This window comes from Enhygromyxa salina, assembly GCF_002994615.1.
Taxonomy (GTDB): domain Bacteria; phylum Myxococcota_A; class Polyangia; order Nannocystales; family Nannocystaceae; genus Plesiocystis; species Plesiocystis salina_A.
The window spans coordinates 1-25,007 of sequence record NZ_PVNK01000097.1 but is presented as its reverse complement, the minus strand read 5'-3'; the positions used below and the strand labels follow the sequence as shown (position 1 = coordinate 25,007).

Here is a 25,007-nt window from a genome sequence, read left to right as displayed (position 1 = left end):
GGCCGGGCGAGAGCGTGACGAAAGAACAGTCTGGTCGGGGGTCGTCGAGATCCCGTACCGTGGCCAGCGAGTGCAAATGGAAGGCGAAGAGATCACGACCATTCTCGGCAAGGGATCCTCGTTCGAAGGAAAGCTCACTTTCGAAGGCACGGTCCGGATCGACGGCCGCTTCTCCGGTGAGATCCAGACCGAGGGCACCCTGATCATCGGCGAGTCGGCCGACGTCCAGGCCAACATCCGCGCCGCCACCGTCGTCGTCCAAGGCAAGGTCCAGGGCGACGTCGCCGCGAGCGAGTCGCTGTCGATCCAGGCCCCGGCGAAGGTCCTGGGCAACCTCTCGACACCGAACCTGATGATCGAGAAGGGCGCGTTCTTCGAGGGACACTGCTCGATGTCGGGCGAGGCCAAGGTTCAGGCCCCGGTCGCCGCTGAGCCCGCGCCCTGACCGAGGTGGTGGATTTGGCCGGGCCGATCTCGCCCGGTTTTTGGTCGCTTCTGGCGGGGCTCCCTCACGGGTGCCTGGCGAATCGGGCAAAGCGCTAAAAACCCCAGTCTAGCGCCGCGCTTGGGTCGTTGACGGCCGACCGCCCACATGCTACCTGCCAGCCGCCTTCCTTCCTCCTCTCGGAATGGAAGCCGGACCACCATGACCAACACCGCGCTCCTCGTCGCCTCCGAGTCGCTGCCGGTCGTCGACATCGACAACACGATCTTCCTTCAGGCGATCCTGTTCCTGTTCTTGTTCGTGGTCCTCCACTTCTTGCTGTTCAAGCCGTGGCTGGAGATCCGGGAGCGTCGCACCGCGCGCATCGGCGGCGCGCTCGAGCAGGCCGTCAGCCTTCGGGCGACCGCCCGCGAGAGCGAGGCCGAGTACAGCGAGCGCCTGGCCAAGGCCCGCGACGAGGCGATCGGTCTCCGCTCCGATCGCCGCCGCGAAGCCGAGACCCAGGAGGCCGAGATCGTCGGCGTCGCCCGGCGCGAGGCCGCGTCGGCGCTCGAGGCTCAAAAGCTCGTCCTGGCCGAGCAGACCGAGACCGCGCGGGCCGAGCTCGGCGGCCGGGTCGACACCCTCGCCGACGACATCGCCCAGCAGATCCTCGGGAGGTCAGCATCATGAGGATTCGCCCTGTCATCACCGTCGCCGCCTTCTTGACCGTGTGGTTGGGCCCCGCGCTCAGCGCGTTGGCGAGCCCGCCCCATGGCGAGGCCGAGGCTGGCCATGGCGCCGCCGAGGCCGCCCATGGCGGGGCCGAGCACGCCGCGTCTGGCGGCATCAAGTGGCTCGGCGACGGCTTCCTCGGCGGGCCCGGCGAGGACGGCCGGACCGGCTTCCTCATCATCCTGATCAACTTCGTCGCCTTGATGTTGGTCCTCAACAAGCTGCTGTTCCGCCACCTGCGGCGCAGCAACGCCGAGGCCAGCGACGCGATCCGGCTCGAGCTCGAGCGCGCGACCAAGGCGCGGTCCGAGGCCGAGGCGTTGGTCAAGGAGTACGAGGCCAAGCTCGTCGCGCTCGAGAGCGAGGTCGTCGAGATCCGCGAGAACGCGCGGACCACGGCCGAGGCCGAGCACGCCCAGATCCTCGCCGACGCCCACGCGCAGGCCGAGAAGATCAAGAGCGCGGCCGCCCGGGCGGCCGAGCGCGAGGCCGCTCGCTACCGGACCGAGCTCGAGAACGAGATCGTCGACGAGGCGCTCGCCCGCGCAGAGCTGGCGATCCGCACCAGCTTCGGCGGCGCCGACCAACGTCGGCTGGTCGACGCCTGGGTCGACGAGGTCTCCGCCAGTGAGATCGGGAGGGCCAACTGATGATCAGCGGCAGCCTCGCCAAGCGCTACGCCCGAGCTCTCATCCAGCTCGCGCCGACGCCCACGCAGCGCGACAAGTACCTGCAGAACCTCGCGGACTTCAACGCGGCCTGCAAGACCAACGACCCCAGCGACCCCTCGGGCGAGCGCGATCTCATCAAGATCCTCGCCGCCGGCCACCACACCCTGGCCAACCGTCGCGCGATCCTGCTCGCGGTCCTCTCGCGCCTCGGCGCCGACGCGAACATGCGCAAGTTCCTCGAGCTCGTGCTCGAGCGCGGCCGGATCAGCGGCGTCGAGCAGATCTATCTTCACTACCGCGACCTCGCCGATGAGGCCGCAGGTCGCGTTCGGGCCGCGGTCAAGACCGCGACCGCCCTCGACCCGACCACGACCGGGCGCATCAAAAAGGCGCTCGAGCAGGCGACCGGCAAGCAGGTCCTGCTCGACACCACGGTCGAGCCCGCTCTGATTGGCGGGCTCGTCGCCCACGTGGGCAGCTACACCCTCGACCGCAGCGTGCGGACCTCTCTCGACAAGCTCCGCAGCAACCTGCGCGGATAGAACCCAATACAGGTCTTCGACGATGGAAATCCGAGCCGACGAAATCAGCCGCATCATTCGCGAGCAGATCCAGGGCCACGACGCCTCGACCTCGGTCGAGGAGACCGGCACCGTGCTGACGGTGGGTGACGGTATCGCCCGGGTCTACGGCCTGTCCAAGGCGATGGCCGGCGAGATGCTCGACTTCCCGCACGGCGTGCGCGGGATGGTCCTCAACCTCGAAGAGGGCAACGTCGGCGTGGCGTTGCTCGGCAACGATCAGCTGATCAAGGAAGGCGACATCGTCAAGCGCAGCGGCGCGATCATGTCGGTCCCGGTCGGCGAGGCGATGAAGGGCCGGGTCGTCAACGCGCTCGGTGAGCCGATCGACGGCGAGGGCGCGATCAAGACCGATCAGAGCAGCCCGATCGAGATCAAGGCGCCCGGCATCATCGCGCGCAAGTCGGTCCACGAGCCGATGCTCACCGGGCTCAAGGCGATCGACTCGATGGTCCCGGTCGGCCGCGGTCAGCGCGAGCTGATCATTGGCGACCGCCAGACCGGCAAGACCGCCATCGCGATCGACGCGATCATCAATCAAAAGGGCCAGGACATGGTCTGCGTCTACGTCGCGATCGGTCAGAAGCAGTCGACCGTCGCGTCGGTCGTCGAGCGTCTGCGGCGCGAGGGCGCGATGGAGTACACCGTCGTCGTCGTCGCGGGCAGCTCCGAGTCGGCGCCGCTGCAGTTCATCGCGCCCTACACCGGGGTCACGATCGGCGAGTACTTCCTCAACAAGGGCGGCCACGCCCTGCTGATCTACGACGACCTGTCCAAGCAGGCCGTGGCCTACCGCCAGCTCTCGCTGCTGCTGCGCCGCCCGCCCGGGCGCGAGGCCTACCCCGGCGACGTGTTCTTCCTCCACAGCCGCCTGCTCGAGCGCGCCTGCAAGCTCTCGGACAAGGAAGGTGGCGGCTCGCTGACGGCGCTGCCGATCATCGAGACCCAGGCCGGCGACGTCTCGGCCTACATCCCGACCAACGTCATCTCGATCACTGACGGGCAGATCTTCCTCGAGTCGAACCTGTTCCACCGCGGCGTGCGCCCGGCGATCAACGTCGGTCTCTCGGTCTCGCGTGTCGGCGGCGCGGCCCAGATCCCGATGATGAAGCGCCACGCCGGTCCGTTGCGCACGACCCTGGCCCAGTACCGCGAGCTCGAGGCCTTCGCCCAGTTTGCCTCGGATCTCGACCCCGCGACCCGGGCTCAGCTCGCCCTCGGTGAGCGCCTGGTCGAGCTGCTCAAGCAGGCCCAGTATCAGCCCCTCGACGTCGCGCTCCAGGTCGTCTCCGTGTTCATGGGGACCCAGGGCCTGGCCGACGACATCGAGGTCAAGGACATCCGCACCTTCGAGGCCGACCTCCACGTGTGGATGAAGGCCGAGCGCTCGGCCCTGCTCGACGACATCCGCAAGGCCAAGAAGAAGCCTCAGATGGTCGAGGCCGACGCCGCGCTCGAGGCCTCGATCAAGAAGTTCAAGGCCCAGTGGAAGCCGCCGGTCCAGAAGGCCGCGGACTGACCCCGGCTAGCCTCACAACCCCGCTAGCCCCCTCGCCATGGCCAACCTCAAGGAAATCCGCAACCGCATCGGCTCGGTCAAGAGCACGCGCAAGATCACCTCGGCGATGAGCCGGATCGCCGCGGCGCGGCTGCGCCGAGCCCAGACGGCGATGGAGAACGCGCGCGAGTACGGCACGCGGATGGCCGGCATCGTCGGCGAGATCCTGCGTGAGCTCGAGGACCCCGGCGCGCTCCACCCGCTCCTGCGTCCGTCCGACGACCCCGACAACACGGCCGTCGGCTTCATCGTCGTGACCGCCGACCGCGGGCTGTGCGGCGGCTTCAACTCCGCCGTCAACCGCCAGGTCGAGCGCGAGATCAAGGCGCTGCGCGAGGAGGGCCGCGAGGCCCACGTGGTCACCGTCGGTCGCAAGGGCCGCGGCTACCTCAAGACCTACAAGCAGGCCGCGCTCAGCCACCACCACGCCCCGACCAAGTCCGACGAGGTCATCGACGTCGCCAAGCAAGTGGCCGTCGAGGCGATCTCGCTGTTCTCGGGCACCTGGAAGGCCGAGGGCGAGGGCCAGGGCGCCGAAGGCGAGGGCGGCGAGGACGAGGCGCCGAAGCTGCGCGTCGCCGAGGTCCGCCTGGTCTTCAACTACTTCAAGAACGTGATCACGCAGGAGGTCCACAGCGACAAGCTCCTGCCCGTTCCGGTCCCCGAGCCCGTCGATCTCGACGGCGACGGGGTCCCCGATCCCGCCCGCGCCGCGGTCGTCCATGCGATCCGCGCGTTCGAGCCCGACAGCAAGCAGCTCCTGGATCACCTCCTGCCCGTCGCGCTCGAGACCGCGATCCAGCAGGCGCTCTACAACTCGTCCGCTGCCGAGGTCGCCGCCCGCCGGACCGCGATGGACTCGGCGACCGACAACGCGACCGAGCTCATCGGTGAGCTCACCTTGCAGTACAACCGCGAACGCCAGGCTGCGATCACCAGCGAGCTGATGGAGATCATCGGCGGCGCCGAAGCCCTCAAAGGTTGAAGACCCACCATGTCTGACGACGACAAGAAGAACTCGCTGTTCTCGCCGCCGCTCTCGAACCCGCTCGAGTCCCTCGGCGACAAGCCCAAGCCCAAGCCCGAGACCCCGAGCATGTCGGGGCTGCTCTCGGACAAGAAGTCCGACGCGGGCGCGCCCAGCGGCCCGGCCAAGGTCGGTCACATCACCCAGGTCATTGGCCCGGTCATCGACGTCGAGTTCGACGGCGAGCTGCCCGAGATCAACAACGCCCTGCACGTGACCAACCCGTCGATCAACGACAAGGCCAACAACCTCACGGCCGAGGTCGCGATGCACCTCGGTGAGCGGACGGTCCGGGCGATCGCGATGGACACGACCGACGGCCTGACCCGCGGCATGGAAGTGCGCGACACCGGCGCGCCGATCATGATGCCCGTCGGCAAGGGCGTGCTCGGCCGGATCATGAACGTCGTCGGCGAGCCCGTCGACGAGCGCGGCCCGATCGACGCGACCGAGTTCCGCCCGATCCACCGCAAGGCGCCCGAGTTCATCGATCAGAGCGTCAAGGTCGAGCCCTTCGTGACCGGCATCAAGGTCATCGATCTGCTCGCGCCCTATCGCCGCGGCGGCAAGATCGGCCTGTTCGGCGGCGCGGGCGTCGGCAAGACCGTGCTCTTGCAGGAGCTGATCAACAACGTCGGCAAGACCCACGGCGGCTACTCGGTGTTCGCTGGCGTCGGCGAGCGGACCCGCGAGGGCAACGACCTCTACTTCGAGATGATCTCGTCCGGGGTCATCAGCGCCGACCTCAACGAGGACGAGAGCGAGGTCCTCGAGCTGCGCACGGAGGACTCCAAGGTCGCGCTGGTCTACGGCCAGATGAACGAGCCGCCCGGCGCCCGCGCCCGGGTCGCGCTCTCGGCCCTGACCCAGGCCGAGTACTTCCGCGACGAGATGGGCCAGGACGTGATGTTGTTCGTCGACAACATCTTCCGCTTCACCCAGGCCGGGTCCGAGGTCTCGGCCCTGCTCGGCCGCATCCCCAGCGCCGTCGGCTACCAGCCGACCCTGTCGACGGAGATGGGCGCGCTGCAAGAGCGGATCACGACCACGACCGAGGGCTCGGTGACTTCGGTCCAGGCCATCTACGTGCCCGCCGATGACCTCACCGACCCGGCCCCGGCCACGACCTTCGCCCACCTCGACGCGACCACGGTGCTCAGCCGCGCGCTGACCGAGATCGGCATCTACCCGGCCGTCGATCCCCTCGACTCGTCGAGCACGATCCTGACCCCCGAGGTCGTCGGCGAGCGTCACTACGAGATCGCCCGCGAGGTCCAGCGGATCCTCCAGAAGTACAAGGAGCTCCAGGACATCATCAAGATCCTCGGCATGGACGAGCTGTCCGAAGAGGACAAGCTGCTCGTCGCCCGCGCGCGCAAGATCCAGAAGTTCCTCAGCCAGCCCTTCGACGTGGCCAAGATCTTCACCGGCGCCGACGGCCGCCGCCTGACCCGCGAGCAGACCATCGACTCCTTCGAGGAGATCATCGCGGGCAAGCACGACGACGTGCCCGAGGTCTGCTTCTACATGAAGGGCGCGATCGACGAGGTCGTCGCTCACCACAAGCGCCTGCTCGAAGAAGAAGCCAAGAAGCGCGAAGCCGAGAAGCAGGCCAGCTGAGGCCCGCCCCGAGTAAGTAGAGAGCACGACCATGGCCGACGAGTACCTCCAGCTCGATATCCTGACCCCTGATGGGCGCGTCGATCTTCGCGTTGGCGAGGGCGGCTCGAAGGGCAGCGCGGCCAGCAAGGAGCTCGGTCCGATCGAGGTCGAGGGCGTCGAGCTCCCGGCCGCGCTCGGCGAGATGGGCGTGCGCCCCGGCCACGTCCCGTTCTTGACCCCGGTCGTGCCCGGCGTGGTCCGCTTCCGTCACGGCGGCGAAGACCGACGCCTCGCCGTCGGCGCGGGCTTCCTCGAGGTCTCCGAGGCCGGCAGCGTCACGATCTTGACCGAGCGCGCGGTGCGTTCGTGGGAGGTCGAGCTCGACGCGGTCAACGAGCAGCACGCGTCCGTCGTCGAGGAGCTCGCACAGCACGCGAGCGCCTCCCTCGACGACGCCCAGGTCCTCAAGCTCCAAGCCCGCCGCGCCTGGCTCGACGCCCAGTTGCGCGCGCGCCAGGCCTGAGCGCGAGGCGGCCAAGGCGGCCGCATTTACTGCGCCCAGGCGCGTGAACCTGCCAGGTTCGCGCGCTTGGGTGTATTGATTTAATCCGAGGACGTGGAGGCGCCTCGGGCGACCTATCTGCGAAAAGCACGAGCTTGGGTCCGTGGTAAGACCCACTCGCTAGCCTCTATCGGTGGTTTTTCATGTCTGATGCCCTCACGAATCTACCTACCTTCGTAGCCGACTCCGAGCCCTGGTTCCGCGACACGCTCCGGACCCTCGTCGAGCAGCCGACGATCAGCCCGGGGGTCACGGATCCCTCGGCGATCCTCGCCGGGGTCGAGGTCGCGCGCGCCGTCATGGGTGAGGCTGGGGCCGAGGTCGAGATCGTGCCGAGCGGCGGGACGCCGGCGGTGATCGGACGCTTTGGCCACCCGGCGCCCAAGGCCCGGATCGTCATCTACAACCACTTCGACGTTCAGCCGGCCACGGCGGCCAACTGGGACCAGGAAGACCCCTTTCGCTTCGAGGTCCGGCCCGACCCCGAGCGAGAGTTCCTCTACCTCGGGCGAGGCACGACCGACGACAAGGGCCCGGCGCTGTGCGCCCTGCGAGCGGCGGAGTGGATCACCCGCCACGAGCTGCCGATCGAGGTCGTGCTGTTGTGGGAGACCGAAGAGGAGATCGGCAGCCCCAACTTCAGCGACATCCTGCGCGCGCGCAAGGACCTGCTCGCCGGCGACGCGGTCATCGTGTCCGACACGATCTGGCCCTCCGCCGGGCACCCGGCGATCTCGACCGGGCTGCGCGGGGGCCTCCTCGCCTCGCTGCGCCTGCGCACGGCCGCCAAGGAGACCCACTCGGGCCTGACCGGCGGCGTCGCCCGCAACCCCCTGCGCGAGCTGGCCTCGCTGGCCACGGCGATCGGCAACGCCGAGTTCTGGAAGCTCAACGCGATCGCGCCGCCGCAGGTCGAGGTCGAGAGCTACCTCCGCACGGGCTTCGACGCCGACTACTTCCGCGAGTGTCACCAGCTCGAGCGGCTCGAGACCGACGTCCCGCTCGAGATGATGCTGCGGATGTGGGCGCGGCCGACCTACGAGATCCACGGGCTCGTCGGGGGCTACACCGGGGCCGGGATCAAGAGCACCGTGCCCGGCGAGGGCGAGCTCAAGATCAGCTTTCGCCTGGTCCCCGGTCAGAACCCCAAGGAGCTGCTCATGGCGCTCGCGGAGTTCGCGACCTCGTACAACCCCGCCGTCGAGGTCGAGGGCCTCGGCAGCTTCGACCCCTACCAGGGCCCGATCACCGGGCCGGTCCACGAGGCGATCGTCCACGGCATGACCGAGGGCTTCGGCAAGCGCCCGGCGCTGGTGCGCGAGGGCGGGTCGATCGGCGCGGTCCCGCAGATGGCCCGGGAGCTCGGCGTCCCGATCCACTTCATGCCGCTGAGCCTGCCGGAGCACGGCTACCACGCGCCCAACGAGCGCTTCGACTGGCGCCAGGCCAAGGGCGGCATCGCGTCCTACGTCCACGCCTTCGCCCAGCTCGCGCGCGGCTGAGGGCCGGCCAGGGGGCGCTCGAGCTCGACCCGAGCGCCCTGGATACTCGCGCGGCGAGCTGGCTTCGGGGGTCGACCCCCGTCGAGCTGGGCCCGAGGCGGCGCGATCGCGACCGGAGCGCCCCGCCCGTCGAGCTCGGCTCGATTTTCGGGGCGGTCGACCTGCGTGGATGTCGCGCTCGACTCGATTTTTGGGTGGGTCGACCTACGTGGATGTCGCGCTCGACTCGACTTTAGGGGGGTCGACCTACGTGGATGTAGGGCTCGACTCGAAATTCGGGTGGGTCGACCTGCGCGGGCGTTGGGTGCGGCTCGAAATTCGGGTGGGTCGACCTGCGCGGGCGTTGGGTGCGGCTCGAAATTCGGGTGGGTCGACCCGGCGCTCGGTGAGGGCAGGTCGATGTCTCGGGGACCCAGGTGACCTTCGGGCTGAGTTGGACGAAATTTCGAGTCGGTCGACTCGCTCGCGGGCTGAGCTGGACGAAATTTCGAGTCGGTCGACTCGCTCGTGGGGCAGGGCTCGACCACTTTCGAGGCGGTCGACCCGCTCGCGGGGCTGAGCTGGACGAAATTTCGAGTCGGTCGACTCGCTCGCGGGCTGAGCTGGACCAAATTTCGAGGCGGTCGACTCGCTCGCGGGCTGAGCTGGACCAAAGTTCGAGGCGGTCGACTCGCTCGTGGGGTTGGGCTGGACCGAAATGTGAGGGGGTCGACCGTCTCGTCGCTCCTCGTGGCTCCAGGTTGTCCGAGGGTCGATCGGGCGCTCGCCTGAGCTCGCTCGTGCAGCGGCCGCGGGCGTCTACCCTCAGTCGTTCATGCGCCGCCCGAAGCTGTCGAGGACCTCGCGCAGGGCCTCGGGCCGCTCGCGCTGCGGCGCGTGACCGCAGCCCTCGATGATCCGCAGCTCGGCGCCCGGCAGCAAGCCCTGGGTTCGCTCGGCGAGGGCGCTCGGGACGATCGCGTCGTGGTCGCCCCAGATCAGCATCGTCTCGCTGGTGATCGAGCGGGCGGCCGCGTGGAGGCGCTCGCGGACGCCGTCGGGGGCGATCTCGTGGAGGCGGTCGAGCTGGGCGAGCATGGCCTGGACGGCCTCGAGCCCGCCGTCGCGGCACAGCCGATCCCAGTAGACGTCGACGTCGTTGCGCAGGGGCTCGCTGTCGAGCTGCTCCGGGATCGAGAGCGAGCGGCGAAGAAAGCGGCGCAGATCGGCCCGGCGAAACGCGGTCCGGAACACGAGCGGCGCGAAGCCGACCCAGCTCCACGCCCGGTGGAGCCGGGGCATCGGCCCGGGCAGGGCGATCGGGGCCGCGACCGGGAGGCAGTGGGGCGCGATCAGGGTCAGGCGCCGGAGCGCGACGCGGTGCTCACCGTGGGGCCGCTCGAGCCGACGGGCGAGGTGAATCGCGACGCTGCCGCCGTAGCCGTGGCCGATCACGTCGACCCGCGTGAGCCCGAGCCGGTCGAGCATCCGCGCGAGCAGCTCGGCGTGCCAGGCGAAGCCGTAGCCGGTCGTGTCGGGCGCGCCCGGGCGATCGGAGTTGCCGCAGCCGAACAGATCCGGAACCAGGACCCGCCGACCCGCGGCCGCGAGGGGCTCGGCGAGGAAGCGAAAGTCCCACCCGGTCACGAGCAGCGAGTGGAGCATCAGGACCGGCGGCGGGTCGTCGAGGCCGGGCTCGTCGGTCGGGCCGAGATCCTGGATCCAGAGCCGGCCGGGCGCCATCGGCAGCAAGCGCGAGCGATCTTCGGGCAGGCGGACCATGGGCTCAGGCCTCGGCGAAGCTGCGGCCGACCGCGGAGATCCGCGCCTGCTCGTCGTCGTCGGGGCTCAGCCCCGCGGTGTGCTGAAGGTGTTCGCCGAAGCGCTCGCTGATCTGGTCCAGGACCAGGCGCCGGGCGTGGTCGCCGGTCTCGGACTCGAGCACCGCGGCCGCCAGGGCCTCCATCTCGTCGAGGCTCGACGAGCGGATGATGTTCTTGACGACCGGGATCGCCGAGGCCTGCATCGAGAGCTCGCGCAGCCCGAGCCCGACCAGGACCCAGGTGTAGCGGGGGTCGGCGGCCATCTCTCCGCACAGCGAGACCGGGATCCCTGCCTTGGCGCCGGCGTCACAGGTGAGCTTGATCATCCGCAAGATCGCGGGGTGGAGGGGCTCGTAGAGGTAGTTGACGTCGTCGTTCTCGCGGTCGATCGCGAGGGTGTACTGGATGAGGTCGTTGGACCCGATGCTCATGAAGTCGACGTGACGGGCGAGGAGGTCGGCGATGACCGCGGCCGAGGGGACCTCGATCATCACGCCGACCGACACGTGCGCGGCGTGGGGCATGCCTTGGTCGACGAGCTGGGCCCGGGCCTCGTTGAAGGCCTCGCGCCCGGCCGCGAGCTCCTCGAGCCCGCTGACGAGCGGGAGCATGATCTGCAGGGGCCCGTGGAGGGCCGCGCGCAGGAGCCCGCGGAGCTGGGCGAGGAACTCCTCGCGTCGGCGCAGGGCCAGGCGCATCGAACGGAGGCCCATCGCCGGGTTGGCCTCGACCTCGCCGGTCGAGAGCGAGGGGCACTGCTTGTCGGAGCCCAGATCAAAGGTGCGGATGCGGACCGGGTAGGGCGCCCAGCGCTGGAGCAGGGCCTTGGCGCTGCGGTAGTGCTCCTCCTCGCTCGGGGCGTTCTCGCGGTTCATGAACATGAACTCGGTCCGGTAGAGCCCGACGCCCTCGGCGCCCGAGTGGCGGGCGGCGTCGATCTCTTCGTCGAGGGCGAGGTTGGCCCGGAGGTGGACGGTCTCGCCGTCGAAGGTCTGGGCCGGGAGCGCGTGCTCCTTGTGGATCTTCTGCTCGAAGGCGACGTAGCGCTCGACCTCGAGCTCGAGCGCGTCGATCTGGGCCGGGCTCGGGCGAACGTGGACGAGGCCGTGGACGCCGTCGACGATCACCAGGTCGCCGGTCTCGACGGCCTCGAGCAGATCGTCGACGCCGACGACGGCCGGCATCTGGAGCGCGCGGGCGATGATCGCCGTGTGCGAGGTCTGGCCGCCCTCCTCGGTCACGAGCCCGGTGACCTGGTAGCGAGCGAGCTGGGCGGTGTCGGCCGGGCTGAGATCGTGGGCGACCACGACCGAGCCCTCGGGCGGGGTGATCGCGTCTCTCTCTTCGCCACCGAGGGTCGTGATCAGCCGCTCGCCCATGAACGCCACGTCGAATTGGCGCTCGCGGAACATCCGATCGGTGGCCTTGGCGAGGGTCTCGCGGATCTCGTCGACCGAGCGGCTGACCGCCCACTCGGCGTTGATCAGGTCGGCCTTGATCAGCGCCTCGGTCCGCTGGATCAGGTCGGGGTCGCGCAGCATCATCTGCTGCGCCTTGAGGATCTGGCGGTGCTCGCCGTGGGTCAGGCGGCCCTTGATCGCCTCGAGCTGATCCTGGGCGCCGCGCAGCGCGACGCGAAAGCGCAGGAGCTCCTCGTCGACCGCCTCGCGCTCGATGTGGGTCCGGGGGATGTTGACCTCGCGCCGATCGACGACGTAGGCCGGTCCGATCGCGAGCCCGGGGCTGACCGCGTTGCCGCGGAGCTCGACCGTCTCGAGCGCTCCGTCGTGGACCGATGAGACCTCGCGCAGCTCAGGGAACTCGGGGCTGTCGCTCTCGTTCGCCACGGCGTTGATGGTAGCGGATCACATCTCGCCGAAGCCGTCGCCGACGAGCTCGGACAGGGCGCTGTGAGCCTTGTCGGCGTCGCGGCCCTCGACCCGCAGCGAGATCTTCGAGCCCTGGCCGCAGGCGAGCATCAGGACGCCGAGGATGCTCTTGCCGTTGACCTCTTGGCCGTCCTTGGCGATCCAGATCTCGGACTCGTACTTGTTGGCGAGGCCGACGAGCTTGGCCGCAGCGCGGGCGTGGAGGCCCAGCGGGTTGACGATCTCGAGTTCGCTCGATTTGCTGCGCCCCATCGCGTATCTCGTGTCTTCAGTCGTCGTTCGGCTCGTCGGCCCTGTCGGCGAGCTCGTCGCGGATTTTTACGCAGACCGAGCGGCGGGTCGAGTCGGCGCAGGCGTTGGCGAGCTCGCGCAGAGACGAGCGGCGATCGGCGAGCGCGAGCTTGGTCAGCATCGCGAGGTTGAGCCCGGTGACGAGCGCGAGGCCGTGGCCGGCGCTCTCGTTGAGCCCGCACATGCACGGGCTGGAGCCCATGAGGTCGGTCAGGAGCAAGATGCCGCGGCCCTCGTCGACCTCTTCGACGGCGCTGCAGACTCCGGCGCGCAGCTCCGGGGTCTGGCCGGCCCCGGCGTCGATTGCGATGATGTCGGCGAGGCCATCGCCGGGGATGATGTCGCGGGCCGCCGCCAGCAGCGCCGACGCCGTGTTGCCGTGGCCGATCAGCACGATCCCGCACTTGGCCGCCGAGCTGTCGCTGGGCTCGACCGAGGGGGCCGGCGAAGGGCTAGCTTCGGCGGGCATCGGCTGTTGCATCGGCTGTTGCATCGACCGTGATCATCGACTCTGCGTAACAGATGCTGCATCCGCCGAAACAAAAGCGCAACATCGGGGCGGTGGCGCGCACTGACCGCAATGGCTAGTGCTGGGTGCCCGAGGTCCGCTCCGGGGCTCACGGCGGGCCGCTCGGGCTCGTTGATGAGGCGGCGTCGCGGCCCTTGGGGGTCCGCGCAGGGCTGGAGGAAATCCGCGCTCGAAACTGTTTGCTAGCACGCGAGGTGAGCCGTGTCGGCGAGGGCTTGCTCGAGATCGCGATGGCGAACCGTGAGGACCGGGGCCGGCTCGGCCACGGGCTCGCTAGCGAGGCGCCGGTGCAGCTCCTCGGTCAGGGCGACCGAGCGGTGTTGGCCGCCCGTGCACCCGAGCGCGACCGTCAGGTACGAGCGCCCCTCGTGGATCGTGCGGGGGGCCTGAAAGCGCAGCCAGCTCTCGACCCGCTCGAGGACCTCCCGGGCGTCGTCCTGGCTCAGCACGTAGTCGCGCACGGGCCCGTCGAAGCCACCCTTGGCGCGGAGCTGGGGGACATCGAAGGGGTTTTGGAGGAAGCGGGCGTCGAACACCAGATCGGCCTCGCTCGGCAGCCCGTTCTTGAACCCGAAGGACATCAAGACCAGGTGCAAGGCGCCGCCGCGGGTGCCGTAGCGATCGCGGACCAGGCGACGCAGCTGGCGAGAGCTCGAGTTCTCGCTGTCGATCACCGCGTCGGCCAGGGCCCGGAGCTCGCGCAGGCGCGCGCGCTCGAGCCGGATCGCCTCGGGCAGCTCGCCCATCGGGTGGCGCCGCCGGGTCTCGGAGAAGCGGCGCACGATCGTCGGGTCGGGCGCCTCGAGGAACAGGACCTCGATCGTGTGACCCTCGGCGAGGAGCTGCTCGCGGACCTCGGCGAAGGCGTGGAGGTGCTCCTCGGCCCGGGCGTCGATGCCGATCGCCAGGCGCGTGGGGCCGGGGTGCGGGGCCGGGGACGCGAGCTTGGTCTCGACCAGGGCCGGCAGCATCGGGACCGGGAGGTTGTCGATGCAGTAGTAGCCGAGGTCCTCGAGCGCGCGCAGGCAGGTCGACTTGCCCGCGCCCGACAGCCCGGTCACGACGAGGATCTCCATCACTCGACCTCGCCGAGGGAGACCAGGCCCGTGCTCTGGCCGGGCAGCTGCTTGGTCGGCGCGCCGTCTTCGGGCGGGGCGGGCTCGGGCGCCGTCCCGGTCGTGAGCGCGATGTGGGTTGCGATCTTCTCCTGGAACTCCCGCGCCGAGTCGATCCCGCGGAACTTCAGGATTTGGTTGCGGGCCACGACCTCGATCAGCGACGAGATGTTGCGCCCGGCCCGGAGCGGGATCCGAACCAGGGGGATGTTGACGCCGAGGATCGGCCAGTTGTTGTTCTCGGTCCCGAGCCGGTCGTAGTCGTCCTCGTGGAGATCCGAGAGCTCGACCACGACCTCGATCTTCTTGTTGTCGCGCACGGCCGCGACCCCAAACAGGTGGGTGATATTGAGGATCCCCATGCCGCGGATCTCCATGTGGTGCTGGTGGAGCTGGGTCGCCGCGCCCCAGATCGTGTCGGGCGGGCGCACGGTGACCTCGACGACGTCGTCGGCGACGAGCCGATGACCACGCAAGACCAGGTCGAGGGCGGCCTCGCTCTTGCCGACGCCGCTGCGACCGATCAGCAGCAGCCCGACGCCGAGGACGTCGACGAGCACGCCGTGGATGTTGGCCCGGGGCGAGAGCAGCTCCTCGAGCCGACGGGTCACGCGGGCGATGAAGCTCGAGGTCATCAGCGGCGTGCGCATGACCGGGATGCCGTGGTCGCGGGCGACCTCCAGCAGCGGCGGCGGCGGCTCGAGCCCGCGGGTCAGGGCGATCGCCGCCAGCTTGCGCTTGCAGTAGGCCTCGAGCCCGGCGCGGGCCTCGTCCTCACCGATGCTGAGCAGGTAGTCGACCTCGGTCAGGCCGAGGACCTGAAGGCAGTCGCCGAACACGTGCTTGACGAAGCCCGACAGCGCGATGCCGGGCTTTTGGATGCGGGGCCGGATCAGGAGGCGGTCGAGGCCGCCCCAGTCCGAGAGCACCTCGAGCTTGAGTGACGCAGAGTCGTCGGCGAGGAGGCTGCTGACCTCCGCGGTGGCGTCGCGGCGCATGGGCACAGGTTGGCACGAAGCGGAGTCCGACGGGAGGTGTGACCCGCGGGGCCCGTGAGCTTGGTCGCTGGTGGGCCTGGAACGCCGTGTCCTTGGGCGCGTGTCCTTTGTAGCATCCGCGCGTGGGCCCTGAGACCAGCGACCCCGACGCGACGCTTGCGCCATCGCCCGGGGGCGACCTGGGCATGACGCGCGGACCCGACTCGCTCGAGGACACCCAGCTCAGCGACGACGGGGCAGCGCTCACCGCCGCCGCCGCTCAGCCCGATCAGATCGCGCGCTTCGTGGTCCTGCGCAAGCTCGGCTCCGGGGGCATGGGCGTCGTCTATGCCGCCTGGGACCCCCGCCTCGATCGCCGCGTGGCGCTCAAGCTCGTGCGCCCGGACCGGGGCTCGGCCGACGCCCACGGCCGGCTCCAGCGCGAGGCCCAGGCGATGGCTCGGCTCTCGCACCCCAACGTGGTCTCGGTGTTCGACGTCGGCAGCCACCGCGGCTCGGTCTGGATTGCGATGGAGTACGTCGACGGGGTCACGCTCCGGCGCTGGCTCAACCAGGAGACCCGGAGCTGGGCGGAGATCGTCGAGCTCTTTCGCCAGGCGGGCGAGGGCCTGGCGGCGGCCCACGCCGCGGGCCTCGTCCACCGTGACTTCAAGCCCGACAACGTCTTGCTCGGGACCGACGGTCGGGCGCGGGTCGCCGACTTCGGGCTGGTTCGACCCTCGGACAGTGATGAGGGCGCGGACGAAGCGGCGAGCCCTCGAGTCCGTGGGCAGGGGCAGGGGCACGGGCCGGGGCAGGAGCAGGGGCTCGACTCGTCCTCGCTGGGGGCCGAGCGAAGGGACCCCGACGGCGACCCAGACCTCGAGGAGACCGCGGGGCCCGGGACCGCCGGCCCGACGGCGGCCCTGACCGCGGTCGGAGCGATCGTCGGCACGCCGCGCTACATGGCCCCCGAGCAGTTCCAGCGCGAGGTCGCCGACGCCCGCTCGGACCAGTTCTCGTTTTGCGTCGCGCTCTACGAGGCGCTCTATGGCTACCCGCCCTTCGCGGGCACGCGCTTCTTCGAGCTCGCCGCCGCCGTCACCCTCGGCGAGCTTCGGCCGCCGCCGCGCGACAGCCCGGTGCCCGCCGTCATTGGCCGCGCCTTGATGCGCGGTCTGTCCCGCGAGCCGGCCGCGCGCTTCGAGGACATGCCGAGCCTGCTCGCCGCGCTGCGGGTCGAGGCGAGCCCGCGGCGCTGGCCGTGGGCGGTCGCGAGCGTGGTCGTCGCGGTGCTCGCAGCGACGACCGCCGCGTGGCTGGCCCGCGGCGAGCGCGAGCCGAGCGATCCCTGCGCCAAGGGCCGGGCTCAGATCGCCCAGACCTGGAGCTCGACGCGGGAGGCCGAGCTCCGGCGCCACTTCGAGTCCCTCGAGCTCGGCTACGCCGACACCAGCCTCGCGGCCGTGAGCCAGGGGGTCGAGGCGTGGTCACAGGCCTGGGCCGAGGCCTACACGGAGACCTGCTCGACCCGCCACGAGCAGTCGGCCGAGCTCTACGACATGCGCATGGCGTGCCTGGCCCAGCGTCGCGAGCAGGCCGACTCCCTCGTCGATCTGCTCGCCGAGGCCGACGCCGAGCTCGTGCGAGACGCCCCGCAGCTGGTCTCGACCCTGCCCGAGCTCGACGCCTGCGCCGACGTCGAGACCCTCCGCGCGGTCGCGCCGCCGCCCGCCGACCAGGCCGCGGCCGTGTCTGCGGTCCGCGAGGCCTTTGCTCGGCTCGAGGCGCGGATCGGGGCCGCCCGCCTGGCCAAGGTCGGGACGGAGCTCGCGGGCCTCCGCGCGTCGGTCGAGCGCCTCGGCTACGAGCCGCTGCTCGCCGAGCTCGAGCAGCTCGAGGGGCAGTTCGCGCGGCTGTCGGATGACGACGCCGGCGCCCGCGCGCACCTGCTTCGCGCCCACGAGCTCGCGCTCGGTCTCGGTCACGATCGCCTCGCCCTCGACACCGCGACGGAGCTGATCCGCGCCGACAATTTTGGCCCCGGGGACCAGGGGATCGAGCTCGCGCGGCGCTGGTTCGCGATCGCCGCTGGACTCTCGCGTCGGCTCGGCGCGCCGCCCGAGGCCGAGCTCGAGCGCGCCTGGGCGCTCGGGCGCACGCTGACTCGCAACCTCCGCTACCCCGAGGCCCTCGAGCAGCTCGGCGCGGCGACGCGGCTGGCCGAGCAGGCCTACGGCGCCGCCGATCTGCGGACCGCCGAAATTCGGCTTGGGCTCGCCGTCGCGCTCGGCGACGACGGCCGCCTCGTCGAGGCCGCGACCGAGCTCAACCGCGTGATCGAGGTCTATGAGCGCCGCCTGAGCGCCGACCACCCGCTGCTGCTCGGCCCCCTGCGCGCACGCATGGCGCTGGCGAACGCGACCGGTGAGCTCGGCGCGGGGCTCGACGACGCGCGGCGCCAAGTCGAGATCGCCGAGGCGTCCTTCGGTCCCGCGCACTCCGGGACGATCGATGCGCTGCAGTCGCTGGCGGTCACCTACGACCTGCGCGGTGATCACCAGCAGGCGCGCGCGCAGTTCGAGGCGATCCTCGAGCGCAGCGGCGAGGCGGGGGAGCTGCGCAGCTCGCTCGGCGTGAGGACCTCCAACAGCCTCTGCTTCACGCTCTACAAGCTCGACGAGCAGGTCGAGGCCCGGGCCGTCTGCGAGCGGACCCTGTCCGGGGCCGGGCGCATCCACGGCCCCGAGCACCCCATCGTCGCGATCGCGCTCAACAACCTGGCCTTGATCGCGCGGGCGCAGGGGGATCCGCGCGAGGGCCTCATCCACGACCGACGGGCGCTGAAGATCTGCGAGGCCAGCGTTGGGCCCGACCACGCCTACACCGCGTACTCCCTGGTCGGCGTGGGCGAGGGCGAGCTCGCCCTCGGTCACCCCGCCGCGGCGCTCGAACCGCTGACGCGCGCGCTCGAGATCCGTGGGCGGGCAGGCGAGCCCGGCGAGCTCGGTGAGGTGCAGTGCTTGCTCGCGCGCGCCCAGGCCGGCGCCTCCGCGAGCGAGCTCGACTCAGCCAAGCTCCTCGCGCAGACGGGGTTGAACAGCCTACGCCGCGCCGGACCCAATTGGTCGGGTCACGCCGCAGCGTGCGCGGACTGGCTCACGCGTCGTTGACGTGGCCGCGGGTCTCGATGAGCCCGTAGTCGTCGCCCATCCGGTAGATCACGTTGATGTCGCCGGTCTCGGTGTTGGTGAACACCAAGAACTGCTTGTGCATCAAGTTGAGCTGCATGACGGCCTCTTGGACCGTCAGCCCCTCGGCGCGGAACTCCTTCTCGCGGACGATCTTGGCCGCGGCCTCGTCGAGCTTGCGGGTCGGGTCCTCGCGCTCGGCGGCGCGGCGCCGCTCGGCCTCGACCATGGTCTCGGGCTCGTCGAGTGAGTCCCCCGCCAGCACGGTCTGCCGCACGCGCGCGGCCTTGCCCTTGTGGGGCTTGTGGTTGGTGATCCGGTCTTTGTAGCGCCGAACCTGACGCTCCATCTTGGCCAGCGCCATGTCGATCGAGCTGTACATGTTCTCAGTCGTCTCCGACGAGTGCAGCTGGAGGCCGTTGCGCAGCGTGACGTCGAACTGGACGATGTGGTTGATCTTCTCGACCGCGAAGGTGCAGTTGACCTTGAGCGGATCGGAGAAGTAACGCTTGATCTTCGTGAGGCGCTCCTCGGCGTAGTTGCGAAGCGCGTCGGATGAGTCCATGTGACGGAACACGAACTGGGTCTGCATCGATTGCTACCTCCCTTTCAAGGTGGTCTGGTGCGGGGTTCAAAATAACTTGCGACGCTTTGAGCTCGACAGCAAGTGGAGCTGCTCGCGGTACTTGGCGACCGTGCGCCGCGCGATCGTGATGCCCTCGTCGCGGAGGAGCTCGACGAGCTTCTGATCACTGTAGGGCTTCTTTTGGTCCTCGACCTCGATGAGCTTTTTGATCTTCTCTTTGACGGCCTCGGACGCGAGCTCGCCGCCGCCGCGCTTGGAGATCCCGGCGTTGAAGAAGTATTTGAGCTCGTAGATGCCCTGCGGCGTGTGGACGTACTTGTTGGTCGTCACGCGGCTGACCGTGGACTCGTGCATCTCGATGTCCTCGGCGACGTCTTTGAGGATCAGCGGGCGCAGGTGCTGCGGACCCTTCTCGAAGAACTCGCGCTGAAACCCGAGGATCGACTTGGTGACCTTGAGGATGGTCCGCTGGCGCTGCTGGATCGAGCGGATCAGCCACTGCGCAGATCGCAGCCGCTCGGTGATGTAGTCCTTGGCCTGGCCGCCGTCGCCCTTGGACCGGGTCTGCCCCTTGGCCTTGGCCTTGCTGTCCGCGAGCATCGCCGACTTGTAGTAGTTGGAGATCTTGAGCTTCGGGAGGCCGTCGTCGTTGAGCGTGACGACGTACTCCTCGCCGATCTTGTGGACGTAGACGTCGGGGGTGACGTACTGCGGCGACTCCGACACGAACTGCCGGGCCGGGCGCGGCTCGAGGCCCATGATGATCTTGGTCGCCTCGTAGACCTCTTCCAGGGCCTCGCCCGTGTCGCGCGCCACCGCCGGGTAGGCGCGTTTTTCGAGGTTTGGCAGGTGCTTGGCGATGATCGTCAGGACCAGGGGGTCGTCGATCGGGTGCTCGGGGTGGCGGGCCTGGATCCACAGGACCTCGGCGAGGTTGCGCGAGGCGATCGCGAGGGGATCGAGCTGCTGGACCCGGCGCAGGACCTGCTCGACGAGCAGCGTCGAGCAGCCGACGCGCGCGGCGATCTGCGGGACGCTGACGTTGAGGTAGCCGGCCCCGGACACGCTGCGGACGACGTACTCGGCGACCTCCTCCTCGAGTGAGGAGAAATTGGACAGGCGCACCTGCCACATCAGGTGCTCGACGAGGGTCTCCTCGTCGGCCATGGTCTGCTCGAGGCCGGGCAGGTCGTCGTCGGGGCGGACGCCGCCCGAGGGCAGGGGCCCCGAGAGCGAGTGGTGTTGGAGGTAGGCCTCCCAGTCGAAATTGTCGACGTTGGGCTCGTCGGCCTTGACCTCCTGGCTCGGCGCCTCGGCCGGCTTGGTCTCGCCGTCCCCGGTGTCGCCCTGCCGCTCGACGCCGTCTTGCATCTCGACGGCCGAGACCGGCTCCTCGTTGGTCGTGCCCATCTCCTGGGACTCTTCGAGGAGCGGGTTCTCCAGCAGCTCGTTGCGGACGAGGTCTTGGAGCTCGATGCGACTCAGTTGAAGGAGCTTGATGGCCTGCTGCAGCTGCGGGGTCATCACGAGCTGCTGGGACATCCGCAGCTCTTGGCGCATATGCAGAACCATGAGGCGCGATCAGGTTATCAGATCGAGCGCGAAGGGCCCAAGCGGAAATCAGGAGCGACCGCCCGCACCGCCCGCAGGATTGCACTTGCGAAAATCACCGGGTGGTGATTGTGAACCGACGGGCGCGTGGGGCACCGCTCGCATCTCGTCCGAAGCCGCCAGCCATGGGGCCGGTCGACCCGGAGGCTGAGGCGCCCTCAGGCGCCCCGGCGCTTGCCGTGGTCGAGCGCGGCGGCGATGAAGGCCGTGAACAAGGGGTGCGGCGCGGTCGGCCGGCTCTTGAACTCCGGGTGGAACTGGCAGCCGATGAAGTAGGGGTGAGCGTGAGCCGGGAGCTCGACCATCTCGACGAGCGTGCCGTCGGGCGACAGCCCGCACAGGATCAGCCCGGCCTCGCTCAGGCGCTCGCGGTAGCTGTTGTTGAACTCCCAGCGGTGACGGTGGCGCTCACGGATGTGCGCGGCCCCGTAGATCCGGCGGGCGAGGGTGTTGGGCACGAGCTCGCAGTCGTAGGCGCCCAGGCGCATGGTCCCGCCCTTGTGGGTCACGTCTTGTTGCTCGTCCATCAACGCGATCACCGGCTGGTCGGCGCTGGCCTCGAACTCGGTGCTCTGGGCGTCCTCGATACCCGCGACGTGGCGGGCGTACTCGATGACCGCGAGCTGCATGCCGAGGCAGATGCCGAACAGCGGGACCTTGTTCTCGCGGGCCCAGCGGATCGCCTCGATCTTGCCCGCGCTGCCGCGCTCGCCGAAGCCGCCGGGCACGAGGATCGCGTCGAGCTCCGCGAGCATCCCCGGTCCGCGGGCCGAGATCTGCTCGGCGTCGACGAACTCGGTCTCGACCCCCGCGTTGTTGGCGATGCCGCCGTGGACGAGGGCCTCGGACAGGCTCTTGTAGGACTCGTGGAGGTCGGTGTACTTGCCGACGACGCCGATCTTGACCTGGTGCGCGGGGTGCTTGATCACGTCGACGATCCGACGCCACTCGTCGAGCTGGGGCTCGCGGCTCCAGATGTTGAGCAGCTCGCAGACCGCGTCGTCGAGCCGGGTCTCGTGGAGCATCAAGGGCACGTCGTAGATCGTGTCGGCGTCGAGCATCGGGACCACGTGGGTCAGCGCGACGTTGGTGAACAGCGCGATCTTCTCGCGGATGTCGGCCTCGATCGGGTGCGAGGAGCGGCACACGAGGATGTCGGGCTGGATGCCGATCTCGCGCATCTTCATGACCGAGTGCTGGGTCGGCTTGGTCTTGATCTCGCCGGCCGTCGGCAGATAGGGCAGCAAGGTCAGGTGGACGAAGGCCGCGTTGTCGGCCCCGAGCTCGAAGCGGAGCTGACGGACGGCCTCGAGGAAGGGCAGCGACTCGATGTCGCCGACGGTCCCGCCGATCTCGCAGATCAACACGTCGGTGCCCTCGGCAGCCTTGAGGATCGCCTGCTTGATCTCGTTGGTCACGTGCGGGATGACCTGCACGGTCTGGCCGAGGTAGTCGCCCTTGCGCTCCTTCTCGAGCACCGCCTGGTAGATCTGGCCCGAGGTGTAGTTGCTGTGCCGTGACATCCGCCGCGACACGAAGCGCTCGTAGTGGCCGAGGTCGAGGTCGGTCTCGGCCCCGTCGTCGGTCACGAACACCTCGCCGTGCTGGGTCGGGCTCATCGTCCCGGGGTCGACGTTGAGGTAGGGGTCGAGCTTCTGGAGGCCGACGTTGAGCCCGCGGTTCTCGAGCAGCGCGCCCATCGACGCGGCGCACAAGCCTTTGCCGAGGGACGACACCACGCCGCCGGTAACGAAGATGAATTTGGTCCGTTTGGGGGTATTGCGCCGCCGCACGGGCTCACGAACTGTCACGATCGGGCAGCTCGGTCAAGCGCGTGTCATGCGGGCCCGACTTTGGCCACGCAGCCGGTCCCAAGGGCCAGCCCGCGGACTCGGAGTCCGGGCCTTCCGGGCTGCTAGCAGCCGGGGCTGCTAGCCCCTGTTTCGCAGCGCGCGTTGCCAGGCCGAGAACTCGCGGGATGTCGCCGCGTCGGAGCGGCCGGCCTCGCGCCGGGTCTGGGCGAGCGAGGCTGCATCGGCCGCGGCCGCCGCGATCGCGCGCGAGTGATCTTCGTCGAGCGCGGTCGCGCTGGTCAGCGACGGGTGCCGGTCGATGTAGTGGGTGTCGAAGCGGCCCGCGCGAAAGTCGGGCTCGGCGAGGACCCGGAGGTGAAAGGCGATGTTGCACTCGATCCCGAGCACGACCGTGTCTTCGAGCGCCCGGCGCATGCGCTCGATCGCGACGGCGCGGGTCGGACCCCAGGCGACGAGCTTGGCGATCATCGGATCGTAGTGGCTCGAGACCTCGCAGCCCTCGCGCACGGCCGCGTCGACGCGCAGGGCCGGGCCCTCGGGCCAGCGCAGGCGCAGGAGCGGGCCGGGGCTGGGCAGGAAGCGGAGCGGATCCTCGGCGTAGATCCGGCACTCGATCGCGTGACCGTCGAGGCCGACCTCGGCCTGGGTGTAGCCGAGCGGCCGCCCGGCGGCGACGCGGATCATGTCCCAGACGAGGTCGCGGCCCGTGGTCATCTCGGTCACGGGGTGCTCGACCTGGAGCCGGGTGTTCATCTCGAGGAAGTAAAAGCGCGGCTCGCCGCCGTCTTGCTCCTCGAACAAGAACTCGACCGTCGCGGCCCCGACGTAGTCGACGGCCTTGGCCACGCGGCACGCGACCTCGCCCATCGCCCGGCGGACCGCGGGCGTCATCTGGGCCCCGGGGGAGGGCGCCTCCTCGATGACCTTCTGATGGCGGCGCTGCACCGAGCAGTCGCGCTCGTTGAGGTACACGACCTCGCCGTGGGCGTCGGCCATCAGCTGGATCTCGACGTGGCGCGCGGCCATGACCGCGCGCTCGACAAACAGGCGCCCGTCACCGAACGCGGCCTCGGCCTCGCGCTTGGCGGCCGCGAAGCCCCGGCGCAGCTCGGCCTCGTCGTGGACGACGCGCATGCCCTTGCCGCCGCCCCCGGCCGAGGCCTTGAGCATCAGCGGGTAGCCGATCTCGGCGGCGGCCTCGAGCGCGGCCTCGACGTCGTCGACGTCCTCGCGGCCCGGGACCAGCGGTACGCCCGCGGCGATCATGGCCTTGCGCGCGCGGACCTTGTCGCCCATGAGCTCCATCGCCCGGGTCCCCGGCCCGATGAACACGATCCCCGCGGCGGCGCAGGCCTCGACGAAGCTCGCCCGCTCCGACAAGAAGCCGTAGCCGGGGTGGATCGCGTCGGCGCCGGTCTGCTGGGCCGCGGCGATGATCTTGTCGGCGCGGAGGTAGCTCTCGGCCGAGGGCGTGGGCCCGATGTGAACGGCCTCGTCGGCGCCGGCGACGTGGGGGGCGTTGCGATCGCCGTCGCTGTAGACGGCGACCGTTCGGATGCCGCGCTCGCGGCAGGTCCGGAACACCCGCAGGGCGATCTCGCCGCGGTTTGCGACCAGGATCTTGCTAAAGGGAGGCTCTCGCTCGCTCACGCCGCCGAGAGCTTCGCCCGCGCGCCGGCGCCTGTCGAGGGCGCTGCCCGTGGCGCGAGCCTCACGCGATCGCGCTGGCGAGGATCAGGTGGAGGCGGCGCAGATCGTGGTCGGCCTCGCGCGGGAACCACAGCAGCGGCCGGCCGACGAGGGGCACGGGCAGCTCGGTGTCGTCGAGCTGGGCGAGGAGGCCGAGCCCGGCGTCGGCGAGCGCGACCAGCAAGCCGTCGCTGCCGAGGCTCGGGATCTGCGTGGCGCTGCGCAGCCGCTCGCGGAAGGGGTCGCCGCTGAAGCTGACGATCGTCAGCCGCCGCTCGCGGCTCGTCGCGCCGGTCCGACACGGGACCGACGCGACCAGGCGGAGCTCGTCGAGGGTTGGCTTGGGCATGCACGCGTAGCCGGCCGTGACCCGGGCCGTGCGGACGAGCTCCGCGGCCGAGCGCCGGGCGAAGATCGAGCCGACGCGATGAAAGAACAGGTCCGGCGCCTCGCGCCAGCCAAAGTACTCGGCGACGAGCGCGGCCACGCAGCGGCGCCCGGTCTCGTCGACGCAGAGGGTGAACAGGTCGAGGCCGCGCTCGATGCCGTCGCGGACCCAGGGCTCGCGGACGTGGCGGGCGAGCTCGCGGGCCAGCTCGGCGCCCGCCTCGAGCCCGCCCTCACGCGGGCCCGCGCGCCCGAGCGCGACCGCCACGGCCGCAAAGAAGCGGCGCCGCGCCCACGCTCCGGCCTCGCGCAGGGCGTAGCCGGCGACGCGCTCGCAGATCTCGGCCGGTCGATCCTCGGCGACGAACTCGAGCTCGGGCGGCGGCTTGGGGGCGAGGTTCATGGCGAGGAAGCGTTGGCGCGGCTCGGCTTGGGCGGTGGCGGCGCGGGCGGGGGCAGGGGAA

At 70.0% G+C, this 25,007-nt stretch carries 21 protein-coding genes; 10 read left to right on the top strand and 11 right to left on the bottom strand.

The features are described 5' to 3' along the window. Positions 1 to 76: 76 nt before the first annotated feature. The 9 genes from ENSA5_RS08925 to ENSA5_RS08885 all read left to right on the top strand — a co-directional run bounded on the left by ENSA5_RS08925 (position 77) and on the right by ENSA5_RS08885 (position 8,662). A complete protein-coding gene (locus ENSA5_RS08925) occupies positions 77 to 445 on the top strand; it encodes a bactofilin family protein (protein ID WP_106391210.1) in 369 nt (122 codons plus the stop codon). A 201-nt stretch (positions 446 to 646) separates the two neighbouring features. Next, positions 647 to 1,117, top strand: a complete 471-nt coding sequence (locus tag ENSA5_RS08920; protein ID WP_181197544.1) for a F0F1 ATP synthase subunit B — start codon at positions 647 to 649, stop codon at positions 1,115 to 1,117. Beyond that, the gene (locus ENSA5_RS08915; protein WP_106391208.1) at positions 1,114 to 1,809 is read left to right on the top strand and encodes a F0F1 ATP synthase subunit B; all 696 of its coding nucleotides are present in this window, start codon (positions 1,114 to 1,116) and stop codon (positions 1,807 to 1,809) included. Before ENSA5_RS08920 ends, ENSA5_RS08915 begins: the two co-directional genes overlap by 4 nt. After that, complete coding sequence (gene atpH / locus ENSA5_RS08910) at positions 1,809 to 2,372, top strand: ATP synthase F1 subunit delta (protein WP_106391207.1); 564 nt, start codon at positions 1,809 to 1,811, stop codon at positions 2,370 to 2,372. Before ENSA5_RS08915 ends, atpH begins: the two co-directional genes overlap by 1 nt. Positions 2,373 to 2,394: 22 nt before the next feature. After that, positions 2,395 to 3,930 (top strand): F0F1 ATP synthase subunit alpha, encoded by a 1,536-nt coding sequence (atpA, locus tag ENSA5_RS08905; RefSeq protein WP_106391206.1) that lies wholly within the window; start codon positions 2,395 to 2,397, stop codon positions 3,928 to 3,930. A 37-nt stretch (positions 3,931 to 3,967) separates the two neighbouring features. After that, positions 3,968 to 4,954 (top strand): ATP synthase F1 subunit gamma, encoded by a 987-nt coding sequence (gene atpG, locus ENSA5_RS08900; protein WP_106391205.1) that lies wholly within the window; start codon positions 3,968 to 3,970, stop codon positions 4,952 to 4,954. 111 nt (positions 4,955 to 5,065) lie between these two features. Then, positions 5,066 to 6,616: a F0F1 ATP synthase subunit beta gene (gene atpD / locus ENSA5_RS08895; RefSeq protein WP_106391218.1), complete on the top strand. Its 1,551-nt coding sequence runs from the start codon at positions 5,066 to 5,068 to the stop codon at positions 6,614 to 6,616. A gap of 31 nt (positions 6,617 to 6,647) precedes the next feature. Next, entirely contained in the window at positions 6,648 to 7,121 is a 474-nt protein-coding gene (locus tag ENSA5_RS08890; RefSeq protein WP_106391204.1) for a F0F1 ATP synthase subunit delta/epsilon, read from the top strand. Between the two features lie 182 nt (positions 7,122 to 7,303). Further along, positions 7,304 to 8,662: a M20/M25/M40 family metallo-hydrolase gene (locus ENSA5_RS08885; RefSeq protein ID WP_106391203.1), complete on the top strand. Its 1,359-nt coding sequence runs from the start codon at positions 7,304 to 7,306 to the stop codon at positions 8,660 to 8,662. Positions 8,663 to 9,466: 804 nt separating this feature from the next. Here the strand turns inward: ENSA5_RS08885 and ENSA5_RS08880 are convergent. The 6 genes from ENSA5_RS08880 to hprK all read right to left on the bottom strand — a co-directional run bounded on the left by ENSA5_RS08880 (position 9,467) and on the right by hprK (position 15,286). Next, on the bottom strand, positions 9,467 to 10,423 hold the full coding sequence (locus ENSA5_RS08880) for an alpha/beta fold hydrolase (protein ID WP_106391202.1): 957 nt from the start codon (positions 10,421 to 10,423) through the stop codon (positions 9,467 to 9,469). Between the two features lie 4 nt (positions 10,424 to 10,427). After that, positions 10,428 to 12,311 carry a phosphoenolpyruvate--protein phosphotransferase gene (gene ptsP / locus ENSA5_RS08875; protein ID WP_181197543.1) on the bottom strand — a complete coding sequence of 628 codons (1,884 nt, stop codon included), beginning with the start codon at positions 12,309 to 12,311 and terminating at the stop codon, positions 10,428 to 10,430. Between the two features lie 18 nt (positions 12,312 to 12,329). Continuing rightward, positions 12,330 to 12,605, bottom strand: coding sequence for an HPr family phosphocarrier protein (locus tag ENSA5_RS08870; protein ID WP_106391200.1), 276 nt, complete (start codon positions 12,603 to 12,605; stop codon positions 12,330 to 12,332). Positions 12,606 to 12,621: 16 nt separating this feature from the next. Further along, positions 12,622 to 13,137 carry a PTS sugar transporter subunit IIA gene (locus ENSA5_RS08865; RefSeq protein ID WP_106391199.1) on the bottom strand — a complete coding sequence of 172 codons (516 nt, stop codon included), beginning with the start codon at positions 13,135 to 13,137 and terminating at the stop codon, positions 12,622 to 12,624. Between the two features lie 218 nt (positions 13,138 to 13,355). Beyond that, positions 13,356 to 14,249 (bottom strand): RNase adapter RapZ, encoded by an 894-nt coding sequence (gene rapZ, locus ENSA5_RS08860; RefSeq protein WP_106391198.1) that lies wholly within the window; start codon positions 14,247 to 14,249, stop codon positions 13,356 to 13,358. Continuing rightward, positions 14,249 to 15,286, bottom strand: a complete 1,038-nt coding sequence (hprK, locus tag ENSA5_RS08855; protein WP_106391197.1) for an HPr(Ser) kinase/phosphatase — start codon at positions 15,284 to 15,286, stop codon at positions 14,249 to 14,251. The genes rapZ and hprK overlap by 1 nt, the downstream gene beginning before the upstream one ends. A 122-nt stretch (positions 15,287 to 15,408) precedes the next feature. Between hprK and ENSA5_RS08850 the strand changes: the two genes are divergently transcribed. Next, entirely contained in the window at positions 15,409 to 18,438 is a 3,030-nt protein-coding gene (locus ENSA5_RS08850) for a serine/threonine-protein kinase (RefSeq protein WP_181197542.1), read from the top strand. Here ENSA5_RS08850 and hpf read toward each other — a convergent pair. The 5 genes from hpf to ENSA5_RS08825 form a co-directional block, all read right to left on the bottom strand. Further along, a complete protein-coding gene (gene hpf / locus ENSA5_RS08845; protein WP_106391195.1) occupies positions 18,425 to 19,048 on the bottom strand; it encodes a ribosome hibernation-promoting factor, HPF/YfiA family in 624 nt (207 codons plus the stop codon). The genes ENSA5_RS08850 and hpf overlap by 14 nt on opposite strands. Positions 19,049 to 19,087: 39 nt before the next feature. Continuing rightward, the gene (gene rpoN, locus ENSA5_RS08840) at positions 19,088 to 20,614 is read right to left on the bottom strand and encodes an RNA polymerase factor sigma-54 (RefSeq protein ID WP_106391194.1); all 1,527 of its coding nucleotides are present in this window, start codon (positions 20,612 to 20,614) and stop codon (positions 19,088 to 19,090) included. 197 nt (positions 20,615 to 20,811) lie between these two features. Further along, positions 20,812 to 22,446 (bottom strand): CTP synthase, encoded by a 1,635-nt coding sequence (pyrG, locus tag ENSA5_RS08835; protein ID WP_106391193.1) that lies wholly within the window; start codon positions 22,444 to 22,446, stop codon positions 20,812 to 20,814. A 138-nt stretch (positions 22,447 to 22,584) separates the two neighbouring features. Next, the gene (locus ENSA5_RS08830) at positions 22,585 to 24,117 is read right to left on the bottom strand and encodes an acetyl-CoA carboxylase biotin carboxylase subunit (RefSeq protein ID WP_106391192.1); all 1,533 of its coding nucleotides are present in this window, start codon (positions 24,115 to 24,117) and stop codon (positions 22,585 to 22,587) included. Positions 24,118 to 24,178: 61 nt separating this feature from the next. Beyond that, positions 24,179 to 25,007 (bottom strand): hypothetical protein (locus ENSA5_RS08825; protein WP_219906755.1); only part of this gene is annotated, 829 nt, incomplete at its 5' end.

Excerpts from the sequence above, each read along its gene's own strand:
- ENSA5_RS08925 (WP_106391210.1), top strand. The coding sequence starts at position 77 with ATGGAAGGCGAAGAGATCACGACCATTCTCGGCAAGGGATCCTCGTTC.
- ENSA5_RS08920 (WP_181197544.1), top strand. The coding sequence starts at position 647 with ATGACCAACACCGCGCTCCTCGTCGCCTCCGAGTCGCTGCCGGTCGTC.
- ENSA5_RS08915 (WP_106391208.1), top strand. The coding sequence starts at position 1,114 with ATGAGGATTCGCCCTGTCATCACCGTCGCCGCCTTCTTGACCGTGTGG.
- atpH (WP_106391207.1), top strand. The coding sequence starts at position 1,809 with ATGATCAGCGGCAGCCTCGCCAAGCGCTACGCCCGAGCTCTCATCCAG.
- atpA (WP_106391206.1), top strand. The coding sequence starts at position 2,395 with ATGGAAATCCGAGCCGACGAAATCAGCCGCATCATTCGCGAGCAGATC.
- atpG (WP_106391205.1), top strand. The coding sequence starts at position 3,968 with ATGGCCAACCTCAAGGAAATCCGCAACCGCATCGGCTCGGTCAAGAGC.
- atpD (WP_106391218.1), top strand. The coding sequence starts at position 5,066 with ATGTCGGGGCTGCTCTCGGACAAGAAGTCCGACGCGGGCGCGCCCAGC.
- ENSA5_RS08890 (WP_106391204.1), top strand. The coding sequence starts at position 6,648 with ATGGCCGACGAGTACCTCCAGCTCGATATCCTGACCCCTGATGGGCGC.
- ENSA5_RS08885 (WP_106391203.1), top strand. The coding sequence starts at position 7,304 with ATGTCTGATGCCCTCACGAATCTACCTACCTTCGTAGCCGACTCCGAG.
- ENSA5_RS08880 (WP_106391202.1), bottom strand. The coding sequence starts at position 10,423 with ATGGTCCGCCTGCCCGAAGATCGCTCGCGCTTGCTGCCGATGGCGCCC.
- ENSA5_RS08870 (WP_106391200.1), bottom strand. The coding sequence starts at position 12,605 with ATGGGGCGCAGCAAATCGAGCGAACTCGAGATCGTCAACCCGCTGGGC.
- ENSA5_RS08865 (WP_106391199.1), bottom strand. The coding sequence starts at position 13,137 with ATGCAACAGCCGATGCAACAGCCGATGCCCGCCGAAGCTAGCCCTTCG.
- rapZ (WP_106391198.1), bottom strand. The coding sequence starts at position 14,249 with ATGGAGATCCTCGTCGTGACCGGGCTGTCGGGCGCGGGCAAGTCGACC.
- hprK (WP_106391197.1), bottom strand. The coding sequence starts at position 15,286 with ATGCGCCGCGACGCCACCGCGGAGGTCAGCAGCCTCCTCGCCGACGAC.
- hpf (WP_106391195.1), bottom strand. The coding sequence starts at position 19,048 with ATGCAGACCCAGTTCGTGTTCCGTCACATGGACTCATCCGACGCGCTT.
- rpoN (WP_106391194.1), bottom strand. The coding sequence starts at position 20,614 with ATGGTTCTGCATATGCGCCAAGAGCTGCGGATGTCCCAGCAGCTCGTG.